Annotated in this window: 17 protein-coding genes, 2 pseudogenes and 1 other annotated feature; of the genes and pseudogenes, 15 read left to right on the forward strand and 4 right to left on the reverse strand. The window is 39.3% G+C overall.

Features of this window, described 5'->3' with window-relative positions:
• Positions 1-6: 6 nt before the first annotated feature.
• Positions 7-795 (reverse strand): annotated as a pseudogene (proB, locus tag SH603_RS02940) (glutamate 5-kinase).
• A 309-nt stretch (positions 796-1,104) separates the two neighbouring features.
• Positions 1,105-1,348: a binding site (T-box leader), on the forward strand.
• Between the two features lie 38 nt (positions 1,349-1,386).
• Here proB and SH603_RS02945 point away from each other — a divergent pair.
• The 3 genes from SH603_RS02945 to SH603_RS02955 are packed head-to-tail and all read left to right on the forward strand — an operon-like array spanning position 1,387 to position 4,343.
• Positions 1,387-2,172: a carbon-nitrogen family hydrolase gene (locus SH603_RS02945; protein WP_321534063.1), complete on the forward strand. Its 786-nt coding sequence runs from the start codon at positions 1,387-1,389 to the stop codon at positions 2,170-2,172.
• A 13-nt stretch (positions 2,173-2,185) separates the two neighbouring features.
• The gene (locus SH603_RS02950; protein ID WP_321534064.1) at positions 2,186-3,364 is read left to right on the forward strand and encodes a pyridoxal phosphate-dependent aminotransferase; all 1,179 of its coding nucleotides are present in this window, start codon (positions 2,186-2,188) and stop codon (positions 3,362-3,364) included.
• Between the two features lie 13 nt (positions 3,365-3,377).
• Positions 3,378-4,343, forward strand: a complete 966-nt coding sequence (locus SH603_RS02955) for a ketopantoate reductase family protein (RefSeq protein WP_169471338.1) — start codon at positions 3,378-3,380, stop codon at positions 4,341-4,343.
• A 30-nt stretch (positions 4,344-4,373) separates the two neighbouring features.
• Here the strand turns inward: SH603_RS02955 and SH603_RS02960 are convergent, their stop codons facing one another.
• Positions 4,374-6,311: an ABC-F family ATP-binding cassette domain-containing protein gene (locus SH603_RS02960; RefSeq protein WP_169472722.1), complete on the reverse strand. Its 1,938-nt coding sequence runs from the start codon at positions 6,309-6,311 to the stop codon at positions 4,374-4,376.
• A 240-nt stretch (positions 6,312-6,551) separates the two neighbouring features.
• Here SH603_RS02960 and SH603_RS02965 point away from each other — a divergent pair, with 240 nt between their 5' ends.
• The 11 genes and pseudogenes from SH603_RS02965 (at position 6,552) to SH603_RS03015 (ending at position 16,908) form a co-directional block, all read left to right on the forward strand.
• Entirely contained in the window at positions 6,552-7,196 is a 645-nt protein-coding gene (locus tag SH603_RS02965; protein WP_003666366.1) for a redox-sensing transcriptional repressor Rex, read from the forward strand.
• Positions 7,197-7,429: 233 nt separating this feature from the next.
• Positions 7,430-7,714 carry a co-chaperone GroES gene (gene groES / locus SH603_RS02970; protein WP_169471523.1) on the forward strand — a complete coding sequence of 95 codons (285 nt, stop codon included), beginning with the start codon at positions 7,430-7,432 and terminating at the stop codon, positions 7,712-7,714.
• Between the two features lie 91 nt (positions 7,715-7,805).
• Positions 7,806-9,434: a chaperonin GroEL gene (gene groL, locus SH603_RS02975; RefSeq protein ID WP_169472723.1), complete on the forward strand. Its 1,629-nt coding sequence runs from the start codon at positions 7,806-7,808 to the stop codon at positions 9,432-9,434.
• A gap of 93 nt (positions 9,435-9,527) precedes the next feature.
• Positions 9,528-9,710 (forward strand): hypothetical protein, encoded by a 183-nt coding sequence (locus SH603_RS02980; RefSeq protein WP_419182121.1) that lies wholly within the window; start codon positions 9,528-9,530, stop codon positions 9,708-9,710.
• Positions 9,711-9,767: 57 nt separating this feature from the next.
• Complete coding sequence (locus SH603_RS02985; RefSeq protein ID WP_321534065.1) at positions 9,768-10,733, forward strand: IS30 family transposase; 966 nt, start codon at positions 9,768-9,770, stop codon at positions 10,731-10,733.
• Between the two features lie 11 nt (positions 10,734-10,744).
• The gene (locus tag SH603_RS02990) at positions 10,745-11,092 is read left to right on the forward strand and encodes a YbaK/EbsC family protein (RefSeq protein WP_318639603.1); all 348 of its coding nucleotides are present in this window, start codon (positions 10,745-10,747) and stop codon (positions 11,090-11,092) included.
• An 81-nt stretch (positions 11,093-11,173) separates the two neighbouring features.
• Positions 11,174-12,784: an APC family permease gene (locus tag SH603_RS02995; protein ID WP_169473618.1), complete on the forward strand. Its 1,611-nt coding sequence runs from the start codon at positions 11,174-11,176 to the stop codon at positions 12,782-12,784.
• An 84-nt stretch (positions 12,785-12,868) separates the two neighbouring features.
• On the forward strand, positions 12,869-14,707 hold the full coding sequence (locus SH603_RS03000; protein ID WP_169473616.1) for an APC family permease: 1,839 nt from the start codon (positions 12,869-12,871) through the stop codon (positions 14,705-14,707).
• Positions 14,708-14,733: 26 nt separating this feature from the next.
• Positions 14,734-14,994, forward strand: a complete 261-nt coding sequence (locus SH603_RS03005) for a hypothetical protein (protein ID WP_113896750.1) — start codon at positions 14,734-14,736, stop codon at positions 14,992-14,994.
• Positions 14,995-15,112: 118 nt separating this feature from the next.
• Positions 15,113-15,523, forward strand: coding sequence for a MarR family winged helix-turn-helix transcriptional regulator (locus tag SH603_RS03010; RefSeq protein WP_321534066.1), 411 nt, complete (start codon positions 15,113-15,115; stop codon positions 15,521-15,523).
• A pseudogene (locus SH603_RS03015) lies at positions 15,523-16,908 on the forward strand (DHA2 family efflux MFS transporter permease subunit). Before SH603_RS03010 ends, SH603_RS03015 begins: the two are co-directional and overlap by 1 nt.
• Before the next feature lie 23 nt (positions 16,909-16,931).
• On the opposite strand, the gene SH603_RS03020 reads toward SH603_RS03015, so the two are convergent.
• Both SH603_RS03020 and SH603_RS03025 read right to left on the reverse strand, forming a co-directional pair.
• Positions 16,932-17,900, reverse strand: a complete 969-nt coding sequence (locus SH603_RS03020) for an IS30 family transposase (protein ID WP_003668074.1) — start codon at positions 17,898-17,900, stop codon at positions 16,932-16,934.
• 129 nt (positions 17,901-18,029) lie between these two features.
• On the reverse strand, positions 18,030-18,662 hold the full coding sequence (locus SH603_RS03025; RefSeq protein WP_153702167.1) for a YigZ family protein: 633 nt from the start codon (positions 18,660-18,662) through the stop codon (positions 18,030-18,032).
• A gap of 61 nt (positions 18,663-18,723) precedes the next feature.
• Here SH603_RS03025 and SH603_RS03030 point away from each other — a divergent pair, with 61 nt between their 5' ends.
• Entirely contained in the window at positions 18,724-20,058 is a 1,335-nt protein-coding gene (locus SH603_RS03030; protein WP_169478347.1) for a DEAD/DEAH box helicase, read from the forward strand.
• Positions 20,059-20,295: the final 237 nt, after the last annotated feature.

Consider the following 20,295-nt stretch of genomic DNA (forward strand, 5'->3'; position numbering starts at 1 on the left):
TCACTCCTATTTTCCAAAATGAGTACCAATAGTATGACCATCAAAAATATCAAAAAGAATTTTAGGGTCACGACCATTGCATAGAATCATTTGTTTACCTGCTTGCATCATTGTGGCAGCTGCCCGTAATTTAGTTACCATTCCTCCTGTTCCAAACCTAGTGCTGCTACCGCTTGCGACGTTCTCTATTTCCGGCGTTAGGAATGGAACTTCTTTAATGATTTGTGCGTCAGAAAATTTATGCGGATCTTTGTCATAAAGGGCATCGATATCCGAAAGAATGATTAACTCGTCAGCATCAATGGCAATAGCTACCTGGGAAGAGAGTTCATCATTGTCACTGAAAGTAGTGTAATGATCAAGCTCATCAACTGACACGGGGTCATTTTCGTTAACGATTGGAATCACATTTTGCTGAAGTAAAGCATTAATTGTATTAAGCGTATGCTGGCGACTGATAGGATAAGTGAGCACATCACGGGTAAGGAGAAGTTGGGCGACGTGCGTTTGATAGTCTAAAAATCGTTGCGAATAGATTCGCATTAAAGCAGCCTGACCGATAGATGCTAAGGTTTGCTGTTGTGCTATTTCGGCGGGACGATCTGTTAATCCCAAACTTGCAAGACCAACGCCAATTGCTCCCGAGGAAACAAGAATAAGTTGGTATCCTTGATTGTTTAATGTCGCAAGGACAAATGAGAGTTAGTCGATTGTTCGTAAATTAATTTTTCCATTAGGAAGAACAAGGCTACTCGTACCAATCTTAACAACTACTTTTTGTATTTTATGAGTCATAGAAAATCCTTTCAGAAAACAAAAAGCGCCCTTAACCGAGACACCAATTATGGCGGTACCATTCTCGTTTAAAGACGCACTTTACACTTTTAAATTATTTTATTATTAGAATATATTAAAGTTGTAGCAGGGCTTCGGTACTGGCGATAGCTTGCAGTCGATGGCTATCGTTCCTGAACTGACCTACTTTTATCTACAATTAAAATTTTAATTGGAAGACTAAGCTTTTGTCAAGACTAATTATTTTTGAGATTCGATAAAAAATGAATTGACAAATAATTAAAAATAAATTAGAATACGGGCAACAATTAAATATTAGTCGTTTAAGAAGAGTAAAAGCAATGTAGTATTAAGAGAGTTTTCGGGTGGTGGAAGAAAATTACAAATTGCTTTGAAGATGGTCTTAAAAAATACAACAAGTGTGAGGAAAAAACTAAGCACTTGTCGGCTGATATCCGTTATCAAGTATCGAAGTTTATTATGAACTTCCTGAGGCTATTCATGTGAGTGGATAGTAAATTAAGGTGGCACCACGAAAATACTCGTCCTTATTTAAGTTAAGGACGGGTATTTTTTATGGAGGTGAAAGTGATGAAACGCAAAATTGCATTAGCTCAACTTGATATTCAATTAGGAAATCCTGCCGAAAATTATCAAAAAGCTAAACAAGCAATTGAAGAAGCTGCTAGTCACCATGCAGATATCGTTGTCTTGCCGGAGATGTGGAATACTGGCTATGCCTTAGATCAATTATCAGACTTGGCAGATGAAAACGGTCAAAAGACACAAAAATTTCTTAGTGAGTTAGCGTTAGAAAATCAAATTAACATTGTCGGTGGTTCAGTAGCGGTGAGATGTGGACAATCTTTTTTCAATACAACCTATGTTTATGATCAAAAGGAAAATCTAATTAGCAGTTACGAGAAGGTGCATTTATTTGGACTAATGAATGAAGACCGATATCTAAAAGCCGGGCAAAAAGAAAATCACTTTGAATTAGCCGGGGTTCCGAGTGCAAGTTTTATTTGTTATGATTTGCGATTCCCTGAATGGATTAGAACAGTCGCTCGTTATGGAACTGATATCTTATATTTTTCGGCAGAATGGCCAAGCAAACGGATTAAACAATGGAAAATAATGCTTCAGTCACGGGCAATTGAAAATCAAGCCTTTGTAGTCGCGGTCAATCGTGTTGGGACGGATTTAGAGAATAGCTTTAATGGTCATTCGTTAGTAATAGATCCGCTTGGGCAGATTATCCATGATGCAGGAGAAGTTGAACAAGTAAGTTATGCGAAAATTGACTTAGCGCAGTTAGCACAGGTTCGGGGGCCGATTCCGGTGTTTAAGGATCGCCGACCAAGTCTTTATCATTAAGGGGATGGAAAAGATGAATTTTGCACAATCAAAATTATTAGACACTTTACCGAAACAATTTTTTGCCAATTTAGTTGCCAAGGTTAATAAAAAAATAAGTGAAGGGGTCGATGTTATTAATCTTGGTCAAGGGAATCCCGATAAGCCAACGCCAGATTATATTGTTAAGAGCACGCAAAAATGGGTAGCGGATCCGCAAACTCATAAGTATTCACTATTTCGGGGGTTACCAGCGTTTAAGGAAGCGGCAGCAAATTTTTACCAAGAAAAATATGGAGCTGATTTTGATCCGGAAAAAGAAGTTGCAATTTTGGGTGGTTCCAAGATTGGGCTTGTAGAATTGCCATGGGCATTGATGAATCCCGGCGACACTTTTCTGCTTCCTGATCCAGGCTATCCAGATTACTTATCAGGAGCGGCATTAGGAGAAGTTAATTTTGAAACAGTGCCATTATTAGCAGAAAATGACTTCTTGCCAGACTTAGAGGCAATTCCTGAAGAGGTGGCGCAACGTGCTAAATTCTTCTATCTTAACTATCCTAATAATCCAACAGGGGCTGTAGCTACTCCCGAGTTTTATCGAAAATTAGTTGCGTGGGCCAAAAAGTACCAGGTGGGCATTATTAGTGACTTTGCCTATGGCGCAATTGGCTTTGACGGTCAAGCTCCAGTTAGCTTTATGGAAACACCAGGCGCTAAAGATGTGGGGATTGAATTTTATACCTTTTCTAAGACGTTCAACATGGCAGGCTGGCGAATCGCATTTGCGGTTGGTAATGCAGACATTATTGAAGCCTTAAACCTAATTCAAGACCATTTATTTGTTAGTCTTTTTCCCGCCTTACAGGAAGCTGCTATTGATGCCTTGACGCTACCGCAGCGTGATGAGGCAATTACAGAAATCGTTGGTCGTTATGAAGAAAGACGGAATGCCTTTATTAATGCAGCCGAAAAAATTGGCTGGCATGCATTTACTCCCCAGGGTACTTTCTATGCTTGGATGCCAGTTCCAAAGGGTTATACCAGTGAAAGCTTTGCAGATTTATTATTAGACAAAGCTGGCGTGGCAGTAGCACCCGGCAATGGCTTTGGCAAACACGGTGAAGGTTATGTGCGGATTGGCCTTTTGATTGAACCAGCACGATTAACGGAAGCCGTTGAGCGGATTGCTAAACTGAATTTATTTAATTAAGGAGGAAAAGATTATGGCTTTGAAATATACGGTTTTAGGAGCAGGGGCAATGGGGCTACGATTTGGCGTATTGCTTCAAGAACTGGCAGGCGCTAAGGTTGATTTTGTTGATAACTGGGCTCCCCAAGTTGAAACCATTAAACAACAGGGTGGGGTTTACGTTTCTCGGGACCATGAAAATCGTCACCTTGTACCAATTAATATTTACTCGCCAGAAGAATATGATGGTGATCCAGATGTGTTTATCGTTTTTGCCAAGCAGATGACGCTCAGTGACTTGTTACAACGCAGTGCTCATTTCTTCCATCCTGACCATCAATATGTCTTTTCGGGAATGAATGGCATGGGACATATTGAAAAAATTAACCACTATTTTCCTAAAGAACATGTCGTAGCCGGTACCTGTTTAATCGGTACGGTTCTTAATAAGGCGGGGGATGTGGACTTTATTGGTAAACCTAGTGCTGGTTCGATCAACTTAGCTCCCCAAGTCGGCGAACCTGATGAGCGAGTAAAACAAATTGTTGAGGACTTTACCACGGCGAATATTAATCCCCATCTTAATGATAATTTTTATGGTACCCTCCTAACAAAAGTAGTCTTCAATTCTGTTATTAATACGATCTGCACGCTTTTTGAGATTCAAATGGGACAATTTATTGATTATGATGGTGCAGAGAAGCTTGGTAAACAGTTAATTAATGAAGCATTTGATGTTGCCGAACGGGCTGGTATTCAGCTCTTAAGTACTCGTGAGGAGGAGTGGCAAACGATTAAGTATGTTAGTGAAGTCACCAACCCGCTTCATTATCCATCGATGTACCAAGATATGAGTAAGAATCGACCAACAGAAGTCGACTACATTAATGGATACATTTACGACTTGGGTAAGAAATATAACTATGAAGCATCTACTCATGACTTCTTACGTAATTTAGTTCACCTTGCAGAGAATACGCGCAAATTCCGACAAAACTAAAAGAAGAAGCGGAAAGGTCCGCTTCTTCTTTTAGTTTTCTTGATCAAATTCTTCCAGTTTTTCTGCTGCTTCTGTCCATGCAAGTTCGACCTTTTCGGATTCAGCTGATAATTCATCAAGTTCTTTTTGGAGATCGGTTAACTTTCCAATATCCGTAGCGATTTCTGGTTGGCTCATTTGTTCTTGAATTGCGGTTTGCTTTTCTTCTAATTCCGCCATCTGTTGTTCTAGTTCATCGACTTGCCGCTGAATTTTTCGGCGGGCACGCTGCTGTTCTTTGCTTTGCTGATAAGATTGTTTACCAGCCGGTGCTTTAGCAATAGTGCTGGCATTAGATGAAGTAGCTTTGGGTGAACTTTCTTTTTCCTTGGCAATTAGGTAGTCATCATAATTGCCTTCATAATGTTTAATTCCATCATGTTCCATTGCTAGGATATCGGTTGCAACCTGATTAATAAAGTAACGGTCGTGAGAAATAAAGAGAACAGTTCCGCTAAATTCGTTAATTGCGTTTTCAAGCACTTCTCGACTATCGATATCTAAGTGGTTAGTCGGTTCATCAAGGATAAGAAAATTAATCGGTTTAAATGATAGTTTAGTTAACTCTAATCGTGCCTTTTCACCACCAGATAGGTCATGAACGACTTTGTAAACGTCATCACCAACGAATAAGAAACTCCCTAATAATGAGCGAATATCTTTTTCAGGTACTTCTGGATGGTCATCCCATACTTCTTCTAAAACGGTTTTATTTGGGTGCAATTGCTGTTGTTCCTGGTCATAGTAACCAATATCGAGGTTAGCGCCGAGTTTAATCGTCCCGCTAGTTAACGGAATTTTATGGAGAATAGATTTAAGTAAAGTTGATTTTCCGATTCCATTTGGGCCGATAATCCCAACACGCTGTGGCTTACGGACATTAAATGAAAGCGGTCCAGCAAGGATCTGTTCATCGTAACCAACTTTTGCCTGCTCCACATCAAGAACTTCATTTCCACTATCTTTTTCAGAATGGAATTGAAAATGGATTGATTTATCATCAGTTTCTGGACGCTCAAGCCGCTCCATTTTTTCTAATTGCTTTCGCCGCGCCTGAGCACGTTTAGTTGTTGAGGCGCGAACAATATTTCGATTAACAAAGTCTTCTAACTTGGCAATCTTTTTTTGTTGTTGGTCATAGTGTTTCCACTCTGCTTGTAATCGTTCTTGCTTGTGTTTGACAAATTGCGTGTAGTTACCAGTATAGTGGGTGAGCGTTTTATTATCGAGATCATAAACATCATTGACGACACGATCTAAGAAGTAACGGTCGTGAGAGACGATAAGCAATGCGCCTTGATAACTTTTGAGATAATCTTCTAGCCACGAAAGAACGTTCATGTCGAGGTGGTTAGTCGGTTCATCTAGAATTAAAAGTCCAGGTGCTTGCAGAAGAATCTTTGCTAAGGCGAGTTTAGTTTTTTGCCCTCCTGAAAGGGAATTAATTGGCGTACCATAACTATCTTCGTCAAAGCCAAACCCATGTAAAATTCCCCGCATACGTGATTCATATTCAAAACCACCCTGTTTCTTAAAGGCAGTTTGTAAATTATCGTATGTTGAAAGAATTTGTTGATAATTGCTATCGGAACTATCAAGGTCAGCTAGTTGCTGTTCAAGATCATGAATTTGCGTTTCAATTTTGTGGAGAGGAGCAAAAACAGTATCTAGTTCAGTCCAAATGCTATTTTGACTATCGAGTCCTTGATCCTGGGCCAAGTAACCAATTGTCAAATCTTTAACCTTCGTAATTGTTCCTTCATCTGGTTCGGTGATGCCAGCGATCATTTTTAACAAGGTCGTTTTACCAGCACCATTACGCCCAACAAGTGCAGTACGGCCATGCTCTTGGATTTGCATGTTCATATTGTGAAATAAAACGTCCGCGCCAAATCGACGCACAACGTCATTTGTCTGTAAAAGTAACATATTGAAACCTCATTTAATTCGTTGATTTAATATGGTTTTATTTTAGCAGATTTTTAATTTTAAATAAAAAGTTGAAAATATTTTTGTATTTTAGTTCACAAAAAATGGTTTAATTGCTAGAATATACTCAGACTTAAATTTCACAAAGTAAAAATTAGTAACATTATCCTTGTCAAAAACTTAGTAATTAGTTGGCAAACTAGGTTGAGAAGGGCTTATTTTAGGAGGAACAAAAGTAGAATGGCTAATAAAAAGATTCCACGCGCGACTGCGAAACGGTTGCCAATATATTTCCGTTATTTAAATGTATTGAAAGACGCAAACAAGCAACGGGTATCATCAACTGAACTTTCGGAGGCTGTGCAAGTTGATTCGGCAACGATTCGTCGTGACTTTTCATATTTTGGTGAATTAGGTAAGCGGGGATACGGTTATGACGTTGAAAGTTTATTAAAGTTTTTTAAAGGAATCTTGCACCAAGACTCATTAGTTAGTGTTGCCTTAGTCGGGGTTGGTAGTTTGGGAAGTGCCTTGTTAAACTTTAATTTCCATCAAGATACCAATTTACGGATCAGTGCGGCATTTGATACTAAGCCAGAATATGCCAATACAGTCAAAAGCGGTATTCCAATTTACCCATCCGAGGATATGGTAAAGCAGTTAAAAGAGCAACAGATTGATGTTGTTATTCTAACTGTTCCTGGAATTAAGGCCCAACATGTTGCGGACCAATTAGTTGAAGCTGGTGTGAAGGGAATTCTTAACTTTACTCCTGTTCGTTTATCTGTGCCTAAAAATGTTCAAGTTCAAAATATTGACTTAACAAACGAACTTCAAACATTAATTTACTTCATTAAAAATTATACTGAAGATTCAATTGAATAAATTTGGAGAGCATTGGTTTGATGAAAGCGTTCAACCAATGTTTTTTGTTTACTAAATTATTAATAAAAGTCATTGACTGTAGGTATGCTCTCTTAAGTTTTAAAAATGGTCAAAAAAAGTCAAAGTGTTTTTGTTGCATTTTAAAGAGAACATGTTATATTTAAATATGTAGTTAGCACTTAAAGAGTTTGAGTGCTAAAAATAAAATTTATTAACAAGATGGAGGGATTAACGTGTTAAAACCATTAGGAGATCGCGTTGTTCTAAAAGCTGAAACTGAAGAAGAAAAGACAGTTGGTGGAATTGTCCTTGCTTCCAATGTGAAGGAAAAGCCAACTACTGGAAAGGTTATTGCCGTTGGAGAAGGTCGTACTCTAGAAAACGGACAAAAGCTTACTCCAGCTGTTAAGGAAGGTGACCGCGTATTATTTGATAAGTACGCAGGCAACGAAGTAGAATACAACGGTGAAAAGTTCTTAGTTGTTCACGCTAAAGACTTAGTAGCAATCGTTGAATAGTTAAATAAGCGAATTAAGAGCAGGAGACAGAAAGAATAAAATTCCTTCACCGTCTCTTTTAAATAATGAATTTAATTTTGAGGTGACATAAATGGCAAAAGAAATTAAGTTTTCTGAAGATGCACGGAGCGCTATGCTCAGTGGTGTTGATAAATTAGCTGATACTGTTAAGACAACGATGGGTCCAAAGGGACGGAATGTTGTTTTGGAACAAAGCTACGGCACACCAACTATTACTAATGATGGTGTAACTATTGCTAAGAGCATTGAACTTGAAAACCAATTTGAAAATATGGGTGCAAAGTTAGTATCCGAAGTTGCTTCAAAGACTAACGATATTGCCGGTGATGGTACTACAACCGCTACTGTTTTAACCCAAGCAATTGTTAATGCTGGTATGAAGAACGTTACCTCTGGTGCAAACCCAGTTGGTATTCGTCGTGGTATTGACAAGGCTACCGAAGTTGCTGTTGAAGCTTTGAAGAAGATGTCACACGATGTAAAGACCAAGGATGATATCGAACAAATCGCTTCTATTTCAGCTGCTAATCCAGAAGTTGGTAAGTTAATTGCTGATGCAATGGAAAAGGTTGGCCATGATGGTGTAATTACTATCGAAGATTCTCGTGGTGTTGACACTAGTGTTGATGTTGTTGAAGGAATGAGCTTTGATCGTGGTTATATGTCACAATACATGGTAACTGATAACGACAAGATGGAAGCAGACCTTGACAACCCATATATTTTGATTACTGACAAGAAGATTAGTAATATCCAAGACATTTTGCCATTGCTTCAATCAGTTGTTCAAGAAGGCCGTGCTCTCTTGATCATTGCTGATGACATTACTGGTGAAGCATTACCAACTCTTGTATTGAACAAGATTCGTGGTACCTTTAATGTTGTTTCTGTTAAGGCTCCTGGCTTCGGTGACCGTCGTAAGGCTCAACTTCAAGATATTGCTGTTTTGACTGGCGGTACTGTTATTTCTGACGACCTTGGGATGAGTCTTAAGGATGCTACTGTTGATCAATTAGGTCAAGCAAACAAGGTTACAGTTACAAAGGATGCTACTACTATCGTTGATGGTGCTGGTTCAAAGGAAGCTATCCAAGAACGTGTTGACCAAATTAAGCAAGAAATTGCTAAGTCAACTTCCGACTTCGACAAGGAAAAGCTTCAAGAACGTCTTGCAAAGCTTTCAGGTGGGGTTGCCGTTGTTAAGGTTGGTGCCGCAACTGAAACTGAATTGAAGGAAAAGAAGTACCGGATTGAAGATGCCTTGAACGCTACTCGTGCTGCTGTTCAAGAAGGATTTGTTCCTGGTGGTGGAACTGCTTTAATTAACGTAATTCCTGCTCTTGACAAGATTGAAGCCGATGGTGATGAATTAACTGGTATCAATATTGTTAAGGCTGCCCTTGAAGCACCAGTTCGTCAAATTGCTGAAAATGCTGGTGTTGAAGGATCTGTTATTGTTAATGAATTAAAGAACGAAAAAGAAGGTATTGGTTACAACGCTGCAGATGGCAAGTTTGAAGATATGATTAAGGCTGGTATTGTTGACCCAACAATGGTTACCCGTTCTGCTCTTCAAAACGCTGCTTCCGTATCAGCATTGCTTCTTACTACTGAAGCGGTTGTTGCTGATAAGCCAGATCCAAATGCTAATAATCAAGCTGCTGCTGCTCCACAAGGCGGCATGGGCGGTATGATGTAATACCATCTGACTAAAATTTAATTTGTGGGCAGAAAAGATTCCGATGTTTGTTTTTTCAAATGTTGGGATCTTTTTTTTATTGGAGGAAAATCAATGACGAAAAATGCGACCAGTGTCTATAAATATTTAGACAACGAAAAAATAAACTATCAAATTGTTACTCATCCCCCAGCCTATACAGCGGAACAAGCAGACAAGTATGTTCAAGTATATCAATTTGCTCGCACGAAAAACCTTTTTCTAAACGTTGTTTGTAAAATTAAGTTAGAAAAATAGAAAAGCCATTTGTGGTAGACTTTTGAATACCCCTAAACAAAAGAAAGGAAACCACAAATGACTTACACCCATCTTACCACAAACGAGCTGACAATCATCGCCCATTCTTTCGTGCAAAAGCTTAAAGCGTACCGAGTGGCCCAAATGATCAACGGTTGCGCCGAAACCGTTTATCGCGTTTATCGTTACCTGGAAACCGGTGCCTCAATTGCTGATTATCAAGATCACTATATGCGCAATAAGCAACGTTGTGGCCGAAAACGTACTCAGTTGTCACTGGCTGAACTCACTTATATCAACGACAAAATTGCCCAGGGGTGGACGCCTGATACCATTATTGGGCGCGCTGAGCGCCCAATTAGTTGTAACCGGCGAACTCTTTACCGGATGTTTGAACGTAGCCAGTTCGGCTTCGATGTCCGTTCCTTGCCGATGCGAGGTAAGCGGCACCCGAATGGCTATGTCGAGCGCCGCGGGAAGGCTGGCCAATTGGGGCAAAGTATTCACGAGCGTGCCAAGGACTTTCCGCACTATGCCACTGAATTTGGGCACCTTGAAGCTGATACCGTCCAAGGCAAAAAGCACCAAGGGGCGGTAATGACCCTGACCGAACGCCAATCGAAGGTCGAAATTGTACTCAATGTGCACGAAAAGACGGCTGATGCGATTAACCAACACTTAAGTCAGTGGCTTCGGAAATTCCCGCGGCACTTCTTCAAATCGATTACCTTTGACAACGGAAAAGAATTCGCCGGCTGGCGCGAGATTGCCAATCAATTTGACCTTCACACTTACTTTGCCGAGGTTGGTGCTCCCAATCAACGAGGGCTGAACGAAAACAACAACGGTCTTTTACGCCGGGATGGCTTAACGAAACAGCTAGATTTCCGCAATCTTCCTGATGAATTGGTAACCCAACTGATGAGTAAGCGAAATAACCTGCCCCGTAAATCACTAGGCTATCGAACTCCATATGAAGTATTCATGTCTTACGTCACTGATGAGCAACTATTTTCTTTCTAACTTAAATTGACATTTCGGGAAAAAATAAAGCTGGCTATTATTTAGCTACAATCTTAGAAAATAAGCGTCTCAATATGAAAAAATTGAAAGAGAATCTATCGACTAGTCGGTTTTCATTTGCCCGCCCAGAAGAATTAGCTATGAAGTTAGGAATAACAAGTGGGGCTGTTTCACCCTTTAACTTGTTTAATGATAAACAACATCAGGTTACCTTTATTATTGATGCTGATATCTTTAAGAACGAGGAGTTAATAGGGTGTCACCCAAACATTAATACGGCCACGGTGATTTTGAGAACAAAAGATTTGCTTCAAATAATAAAGCTGAATGGTAATCCAGTTAAGACAGTTCAACTATAAAGTTAATCTAAAAATCTTAAATTGTGGTAAAGTAAATTAGTATTGATTTTTAACCAAACTATAACTGAAAGGAACTAAGAAATGGAAAAAATGAAGTTCCAGAAGATAACGCTATTTTCTGGTGTAATGCTTGCCTTAAATTCCTTAATTGGTTCAGGGTGGTTGTTTGGTGCCGGAACTGCTGCAAAGGTTGCCGGACCAGCTGCTATTTTGTCATGGATCTTAGGAGCAATAATCATTATTAGCATTGCCCTTACTTATGTTGAATTAGGGGCAATGTTTCCAGAAAGCGGGGGAATGAGTCGTTATGCTCAGTATAGCCATGGTCCGTTTTTAGGCTTTATTGCTGCATGGGCAAATTGGATTTCATTAATCACGTTAGTCCCAATGGAAGCAGTAGCCTCAGTTCAATATATGAGTTCGTGGCCGTGGGCATGGGCAAATTGGACCCACCACTTTATGAAGAACGGTAATATTACGACTCCTGGATTGTTAGTTGTATTTGGCTTTATGCTAGTTTTTACTTTGATCAATTTCTGGTCGGTAAAATTGATGACTCGCTTTACTAATTTAATATCAATTTTTAAGATTTTATTACCAACATTAACAATTGTGATGCTTATTGCGGCGGGTTTTCATCCTAGTAATTTTGGTCATAGCGTAACTACTTTTATGCCATATGGTAGTCGTTCAATCTTCGAAGCAGCTGCTATTTCTGGAATTATTATGTCTTATGATGCCTTTCAAACGGTAATCAACATGGGAGGAGAAATGATTAATCCTCATAAAAATATCGTGCGAGGCGTATTGATTTCAATGATTATTACCGCTGTGATCTATGTCATGTTACAAGTTGCTTTTATTGGAGCAATTGATCCGAATTTATTAGCGCAAAAAGGATGGCATGGGATTAACTATACCTCTCCATTTGCTGATATTGCGATCTTGTTGGGGATGAATTGGCTTGCAATTTTACTATATATGGATGCTTTTGTTTCACCGTTTGGAACAGGGGTTGCGTTTGTGGCGACTGCCTCACGAGCATTGGCAGCAATGACTCATACCGGACATTTGCCCCAATGGTTAGGACGGCTAGAACGGCACTACATGATTCCGCGGTTTGCAATGGTTGTGGATCTAATTTTAGCGGTGGTAATGGTTAGTCTCTTCAGAAATTGGAGTTTGTTAGCCACTGTAATTACCGGTTCAACTTTAATTGCTTATCTTACCGGGCCAGTTACTGTAATATCGCTTCGCAAAATGGATGCTAATTTAAAGCGGCCGTTTCATCCACATTTTATGTCCTGGTTAGCGCCATTTGCATTTGTCTTGACGAGCCTTTCAATTTATTGGACAATGTGGCCAACAACTGTTCAGGTAATTGGGGTTATCTTATTAGGCTTACCAATCTATCTTTATTATGAAGTTAAGTATCGTCACGCATCAGGGCTACGTGACTTACGCAATAGTTATTGGATGCTGGCTTATCTTGTTTTTATCTCAATAGTTTCTTACATTGGGAGTGAAGGATTTGGCGGCAAGGACTGGTTGAAGTACCCATGGGATTTTGTTGTTATTATCATCTGCTCGCTAGGATTTTACCGGTGGGCTGTGGCTAGCCGGATGAAAAAAATCGATCCTGCGGCAGAAAAGGTTAATGCCAAGGTAAAGATGCCAGAAAAAGATCAATAGATATATTTGTAGGTTGCAAAATTAAAGAATAAATTGTAGTATTGTCACCTACTTAAAAAGTGTAAAAATCAAAGGAGAAATAGTATGTGGCGCTATTTGAAACGTGTTTTAATCGGGAAACCGTTAAAAACCCTTGATGAAGGGCAAACACACTTAACTAAATTTAAAGCATTAGCCATGCTTTCTTCTGACGCAATATCGTCAGTAGCATATGGACCAGAGCAAATTACAACTGTTCTAGTAACTTTATCCGCAGCAGCAATCTGGTATTCAATTCCGATTGCGGCAGTTGTGTTGGTCCTTTTGTTAGCTATCACGTTATCATACCAACAAATCATTCATGCCTATCCTAGTGGTGGTGGTGCTTATGTCGTTGTCACACGGAATTGGGGGAGTGATGGGGGATTATTTGCTGGAGGATCATTACTAGTTGACTACATGTTAACGGTGGCCGTTTCAACGACATCTGGAGTTGAAGCGATTACTTCAGCGGTCCCTGCTTTATATAAATTTTCAATTCCAATCGGGATCGTTATTGTCCTGTTAATCATGTTTATGAATTTACGGGGAATGAGTGAAAGTGCAAACTTCCTCACAATTCCGGTATATTTCTTTGTTATTATGATGATTGTGATGGTAGTGTGGGGTGGCTATAATATTGCCACTGGTCATATTCATTACCGGGCAATTGTCGATTATGGAACACCGGTATCGGGAATGTCATTTGTTTTGCTTATTCGGGCATTCTCGGCTGGTTCGTCATCCTTAACAGGGGTGGAAGCTGTAAGTAATGCTGTTCCTAACTTTAATAAGCCTAAGGAAAAGAACGCCTCGACTACTTTGGCAATTATGAGTGCTATTTTAGCGTTCTTCTTTATTGCCGTTATCTTCTTTAGCTTTTATCTGGGGGTAGTTCCTAATTCACGGACAACAATTCTTTCCCAAATGGCTGCACAAATCTTTGGTGGACATGGGCTAGGTTTTTACCTGTTGCAACTTTCAACTGCAATGATTTTAGCGGTCGCTGCTAATACTGGTTTCTCAGCCTTTCCAATTCTTGCCTTTAATATGGCCAAAGATAAATATATGCCGCACGCGTTCATGGATCGTGGTGATCGGTTAGGTTACTCTAACGGAATCATTTCCTTGGCGATTGGAGCAATTATTTTGATCTTGATCTTCCATGGTCAGACTAATATGTTAATTCCGCTTTATGCAGTAGGGGTGTTTGTTCCATTTACTTTATCGCAGTCTGGGATGATTATTCACTGGTTTAGAGAACGGGAAGGCTTCTGGTTAGGGAAAGCCTTTATTAACCTAGTGGGGGCCTTGATTTCATTTGTTCTTGTTATTTGTTTGTTCTGGCAACACTTTGCAAATGTTTGGCCATACTTAATTATCATGCCGCTGCTTTTATGGATGTTCCATTCGATTCACCGACACTATGTAAAAGTAGCTGCTCAGTTGCGGGTTGCTGAAAAGACGAAAGTTCAATTACATGATTACGATGGTGCAACGGTGATTGTTTTAGTTGGTAATGTAACCCGGGTAACTCGTGGTGCAATTAATTACGCTCGGTCGATTGGCGATTATGTTATTGCCATGCATGTTTCGTTTGATGAAAATCCAGGCAAAGAGCATAAAACAGCAAATGAATTTAAAGCTGAATATCCAGATGTCCGTTTTGTTGATATTCACTCTTCGTACCGTTCAATCGCAAAACCAACGTTACGTTTCGTTGATGTGATTGCCAAGCGGGCAGAAGCAAGAAATTATTCGACGACTGTTCTTGTTCCTCAATTTATTCCTAAGCATCCATGGCAATTGGCCTTGCATAATCAGACCAGTGTTCGTTTACGGGCATTATTGAATTCCCGAGAGAACATTATTGTTGCTAGTTATAACTACCACCTTCAAGAATAGTTTATTAGAGAGAAAGTATTGATTTAATGAATAAAAAGCAACTATTATGGGGACTTTTGTTTGCAATTGGCCTATTTATGGCAGCAAGTTATACCATTGATAATCGTGGCTTTCATTCTGGAATATACGGTATCATTGGCTGTGCTTTGATCTTAATTGCGTATGCAGGAATGAATTGGGAAAAACTGCAATCAAAAGATCAGCATACGAGAAAAATTTTATTGCTTTTAAGCAGTATTTTAGGGATTATCATCGTTCTTGATATTGCTGAAATGATTTTAGGATAATTAAATAAAGCTTATTGAAGAGATTAGGTGACATAAGCCTAGTCTCTTTTTATATTGACTAATAATCCAAAGCATATTATTTTTTTGTTAGTCGACTAACAAAAAGGAGAGATAAAAATTGCTAATAGGTCGTTTAGTAAAACAAGCTAACAATGCAATGAATCAAGAAATGAATGCATTCGCGCAGCAATATGGATTGACAGGGACGCAAATGTCAATTATTGATTTTTTAACGCATTTCCCGGGAAATAGTTGTGATCAACACCAGATTGAAAATGAATTTGGAATAAAGAGATCAACCACTACTGTATTGCTTCAACGAATGGCAAAGAAAAATTTGATTGAGCGTTATCCGTCACTAGAAGATCGTCGTCAAAGAATCGTTACTCTTACTGCAGAAGGTCAAAAATTATCTTCAGATGTAAGTGCGTATATTACACAATACGAAGAGAAATTAAAAGCAAATTTTAGTGAACAGGACATTTCGAAAATAAAACGATTCTTATCAACGATGATAAAGGAGAAATGATGAATACGAATACTGAAAAAATTTCCGCAAGGTTATTGCAGCGATCGTGGCAACTGGATTAATGTCATTTTGTGGAGTAATAGTTGAAACTTCAATGAATGTAACTTTTCCGATCCTAATGCGTGAATTTTCCATTACTACTAATCAGGTTCAATGGATGACTTCCATTTATTTGCTCCTGGTTGCAATCATTGTTCCCCTATCGGCAATTTTAAAAAGCTCTTACCGAACAAAGACACTTTTTACAGTTGCAAGCTTATTTTTTATTGGTGGAATAATTATTGATGCGCTGGCTCCGTCATTTTGGTTGCTTTTAGTTGGTCGTGCAATTCAGGGGATAGGGACTGGAATTGCATTACCATTGATGTTTAATATCATTATGGAGCAAGTTCCGACAAACAAAATTGGCTTCATGATGGGAGTTGGTAACCTTATTACTGGAGTTGCCCCAGCAATTGGTCCTACTTTTGGTGGAATCATTGCCAGCAAGCTTAACTGGCGGTGGGTGTTTTATTTATTGATTCCACTTTTAATTATTTCGTTTGTGCTTGGTGAATGGGGAATTACCCAAAAATCACCGATTAAAAAACAACAAATTGATATTTTTAGTATGTTAATGATTGTATTCATGTTCTGTGGTTTTGTAACAGGATTTAGTAACCTGGAAAGTCAAGTATTCATGACCTTTTCAGTTGGTGGTGCATTGTTAATCGGGGTCTTAGGAATGGGACTTTTTACTTGTCGTTCATTAACCCTAAAAGAACCAATTTTACAATTACGATTATTTAGAAATAAAAAATTTTCTGGGCATGTTCTTGGCTTCTTTTTAACTCAACTTATTTCTTTGGGGTTTGCGTTCCTTTTACCAAACTATATTCAATTAGTAAATGATAATAGTGCAATGACAGCTGGCTTGATCGTCCTCCCGGCTGGGTTTATAGGTGCGATATTTGCTCCATTAGGGGGACGCATTTTAGATAAGTTTAGCGCTCGCAAGCCTATTTTGATTGGTACTTCATTATGTCTAATTGCGCTTATTGCTTTTACAATCTATGGGCAGCATTTAACAAATACATTTATTGCGCTTGTTTATATTCTCTATATGGGTGGAATGGGGGATGTGCATGGGTTGCGTAATGACCAGTGCACTAACCGTTATTGGTAAAGAAAAGCAATCGCAAGGAAATGCAATCCTTAATACTTTGCAGCAATTTGCAGGGGCAATTGGGACCTCATTAGTAGCGATGATTGTTGCAACCAGTCAGAGTCATCTCCACACGACTAGACGTATCTCTACGGCAATTGGTACTCAAGAAGCTTTTGGCATGTTAACGATTTTTTGTATTATAATTTGGATAAGTTACTATCGAAGTGTGAAAAAATAAAATACCTGAAATGTCAATTTAAATTAGAAAAAAGGTGAAAGTTGTTCTTCTGTGACATGACTCAAGAATACTTCTAATGGTGTACGATAATTAAGAGATTTTCGTGGGATATTGTTGCGACGATGCATTAGCTGAGTGACTAGTTCGTCTGGTAAATCGCGAAAATCTAGCTTTTTACTAAGACCATCACGACGCAAGAGGCCGTTATTATTTTCGTTTAACCCTCGTTGATTGGGAGCACCGACTTCCGCAAAATAGGTGTGAAGATCATACTTATTGGCTATTTCTCGCCATCCAGCAAATTCTTTCCCGTTATCAAAAGTAATTGATTTAACAAAGTGACGTGGCAGTTTAGCGAGCCATTGATCAAGCTGGCAATTCACTGCTTCGTCTGTTTTATGATGAATATTAAGGACAATCATTACTTTGGATTGTCGCTCTACTAGCGTCATTACCGCTCCGCGGTGAGCTTTACCTTGAACTGTATCAGCTTCAAAGTGCCCAAATTCATGTTGGTAATGCGGAAAATCACGATATCGTTGATAGATACTGCGTCCTAATTGGCCAGCTTTACCACGATGTTCCACATAGCCATTGGGATGGCGTTTTCCTTTCATCGGTAGCTGTTTAACGGAAAAGCCATACTGATTGCGGGCAAACATGCGATAAAGGGTGCGCATACTGCAGCTAATTGGGTGTTCATGACGACCAATAATAGTATCAGGAGTCCAACCTGCCTTGATTTGCGCATGGATATAGTTAACTTCGATAGTTGGCAGTTGGGTCTGCTTCCGACCACAACGACGCTTATGTCGCTGATAAGTCTGAAGATATTGGTCGATGGTTTTACCGTCGTTGAGGAAACGATAAACACGATAGATGGTTTCTTGACTACGCTGAAGTAATTTAGCAGCCCGATAAGCTTTAGTACCTTGATACCAAAAATCAGCTATGAGAGTTAATTCACGTGTGGTAAGATGTTTATAGGTCATTTGTGATTGCCTTTCTTTTGATTAGGGATATTCAAAAGTCTATCACAAATGGCTTTTTACTTTTTCTAACTTAATTTTACAAACGACGATATTAAAAAATTCAGGCTAGAAAATTCTAACCTGAATTTTTTAATATGGAATTTCGTTAAATCGCTGATCGCCTTCAGTTATTTGAAGCTGGTCGTTAAAACGATTAATGAGCTTCTCTTTGACATCTTCTAAGTCTGTTTCGTTTACGTAAATACTTGTTTCAACATTAACCCCGTACTCCTCACCGGCAACCTCAAGATTGTTCTCCTTGAGGTAGTAAAGAAGAGGATCGTGAAGGGCATAGGTAACAGTGATTTTTAGAATTGCTTGCTTGATTCGTTGAACGAGACCAGCTTGGTGGATTGCTTCAGTAGTTGTATTGCTGTATGCCCGGATGAGGCCACCTGCGCCTAGTTTAATCCCGCCAAAATAACGGGTGACCACCGCTACGACATCGTGAATTTTTGCAAGTTTAAGTGATTCAAGGATTGGAATTCCCGCTGTTCCACTCGGCTCGCCATTATCACTTTCTCGCTGAATCTGGTCATTGTCACCAATCATGTATGCAAAGCAATTATGAGTAGCTTTTTTATTGGCAGTTTGAATGCTGGCAATAAACTGTTGAGCTTCTTCTTCTGAGGAGACACGGGCAATGGAGCAAATAAATCGTGACTTTTTAATTGTTTGCTCATAAGTGGTGTTTTTAGCAATTGTTAAATATGGTTCTGTCATTTTTAAACTTCCTTCGTGCGATTTTGATTAATTTACGTATATATAAAGTAGGAGGTGGGTAATGGATCTAGACAATTATTATGGACGGCGCGTGTTAGTTCCGCGTCATGAGGTGATACAAGCGAAAATTCAAGAACTGCCAACGATCAGGATTGATGCTGCTAATATTAGGTGCTATCGCTGCAATCATGTCACAGAAAAATCGTTGGGTGCTTTGCCACGAGGTGAGTTCTATTGTCCACATTGCATTAATCTTGGACGTGTTTCAACGTTAAATAAATTTTATCATGTTCCAGAGCCGAATCAATTTACGGTTACCGAACCCGTATTAACCTGGAAAGGGAAATTATCGCCTCTTCAGCAACAAGCTTCAGAAAAAATTTCCCGGGGAATGGCTGATCATGTCCAGCAATTATTGTGGGCAGTGACAGGGGCTGGAAAGACTGAGATGATGTTTGCAGGTATTGCGGCAGCTATTGAACGTGGTGAGAGAATTGGAATAGCTTCTCCACGAGTAGATGTTTGTTTAGAATTATTTCCCCGTTTAAAAGCTGCCTTTGCTAATTGTGATATTGCTCTTTTGCATGGTCGACAAGAGTTACCTTATCATTATGCCCAACTGACTATTTGCACAACTCATCAATTGCTTCGTTTCTATCATGCTTTTGATAATTTAATTATTGATGAAGTAGATGCCTTTCCGTATGCTGCTAATGCTTCGTTATTATATGCGACTAAGCAAGCAATAAAAGAGAACGGAGGGTGTCTTTACTTAACTGCGACCCCAGGTGATGCTTTGCTGAGAGAAATTAAAAGTAAACGATTAGTTGTTAATTATTTACCTCTTCGTTATCATGGGCATTTACTTCCGCAAATAAAAGTTAGACTAGCTTTTGGATGGCGGCGACGTTTAGAACGCCAGCAATTACCCCCGCAAGTTATTCAACAGTTGCAGGAAACGCTAAGGGAAGGCCATCGCTTTTTGCTATTTATTCCTCATATTGCAGATTTAGCATTGGTTGAAGCTGCATTACGGCATTCTTTTACAACTTTCCGCTTTGCTACTGTTCATGCAAGTGACCCAGAACGATTAGAAAAAGTCCAAAAAATGCGTAATGGTGATTACGACTTTTTAGTTACGACTTCTATTCTTGAACGGGGAGTTACTTTTCCAGAAATTGATGTCTATGTTTTGGGTGCCGATGATCCAGTCTTTTCTTCATCAGCATTAGTGCAAATTGCTGGCCGGGCTGGGCGCGCGCAAAGTCGACCAACTGGGCGGGTTATTTTTTGGATCAATTGTAATTGTCGACAAGTTAATCAAGCTGTTTCTCAGGTGAAGTACTTGAACCGGAAAGGTCAAAGGTTGATAGATGGAGTGTCTTTTGTGCAATAAAAGGATATCTTTCCAGCTGACTTTGCAAGATATTTTTAGTTTTCGCGAAATTATCACGCCAGTAGTCTGCACTAAATGTAAGGAAAGTTTTGTACGCTGGAATGATCACGGATGCGCAGGATGTGGTAGAAACAATACTGGTAAAAATAGTTCCTTATGTGCAGACTGTCAGGCTTGGAAGAAACTTTATGGTTGGTACTTGCCTCATCGAGGATTATATCGGTATAACGAGGCGAT

This window comes from Limosilactobacillus reuteri (genome assembly GCF_034259105.1).
Lineage (GTDB): Bacteria > Bacillota > Bacilli > Lactobacillales > Lactobacillaceae > Limosilactobacillus > Limosilactobacillus reuteri_G.

What these genes read in the sequence shown, in the direction of transcription:
- SH603_RS02945 (WP_321534063.1), top strand. Translation starts at nt 1,387, where the DNA reads ATGAAACGCAAAATTGCATTAGCTCAACTTGATATTCAATTAGGAAAT.
- SH603_RS02950 (WP_321534064.1), top strand. Translation starts at nt 2,186, where the DNA reads ATGAATTTTGCACAATCAAAATTATTAGACACTTTACCGAAACAATTT.
- SH603_RS02955 (WP_169471338.1), top strand. Translation starts at nt 3,378, where the DNA reads ATGGCTTTGAAATATACGGTTTTAGGAGCAGGGGCAATGGGGCTACGA.
- SH603_RS02960 (WP_169472722.1), bottom strand. Translation starts at nt 6,311, where the DNA reads ATGTTACTTTTACAGACAAATGACGTTGTGCGTCGATTTGGCGCGGAC.
- SH603_RS02965 (WP_003666366.1), top strand. Translation starts at nt 6,552, where the DNA reads ATGGCTAATAAAAAGATTCCACGCGCGACTGCGAAACGGTTGCCAATA.
- groL (WP_169472723.1), top strand. Translation starts at nt 7,806, where the DNA reads ATGGCAAAAGAAATTAAGTTTTCTGAAGATGCACGGAGCGCTATGCTC.
- SH603_RS02980 (WP_419182121.1), top strand. Translation starts at nt 9,528, where the DNA reads ATGACGAAAAATGCGACCAGTGTCTATAAATATTTAGACAACGAAAAA.
- SH603_RS02985 (WP_321534065.1), top strand. Translation starts at nt 9,768, where the DNA reads ATGACTTACACCCATCTTACCACAAACGAGCTGACAATCATCGCCCAT.
- SH603_RS02995 (WP_169473618.1), top strand. Translation starts at nt 11,174, where the DNA reads ATGGAAAAAATGAAGTTCCAGAAGATAACGCTATTTTCTGGTGTAATG.
- SH603_RS03000 (WP_169473616.1), top strand. Translation starts at nt 12,869, where the DNA reads ATGTGGCGCTATTTGAAACGTGTTTTAATCGGGAAACCGTTAAAAACC.
- SH603_RS03005 (WP_113896750.1), top strand. Translation starts at nt 14,734, where the DNA reads ATGAATAAAAAGCAACTATTATGGGGACTTTTGTTTGCAATTGGCCTA.
- SH603_RS03020 (WP_003668074.1), bottom strand. Translation starts at nt 17,900, where the DNA reads ATGACCTATAAACATCTTACCACACGTGAATTAACTCTCATAGCTGAT.
- SH603_RS03025 (WP_153702167.1), bottom strand. Translation starts at nt 18,662, where the DNA reads ATGACAGAACCATATTTAACAATTGCTAAAAACACCACTTATGAGCAA.
- SH603_RS03030 (WP_169478347.1), top strand. Translation starts at nt 18,724, where the DNA reads ATGGATCTAGACAATTATTATGGACGGCGCGTGTTAGTTCCGCGTCAT.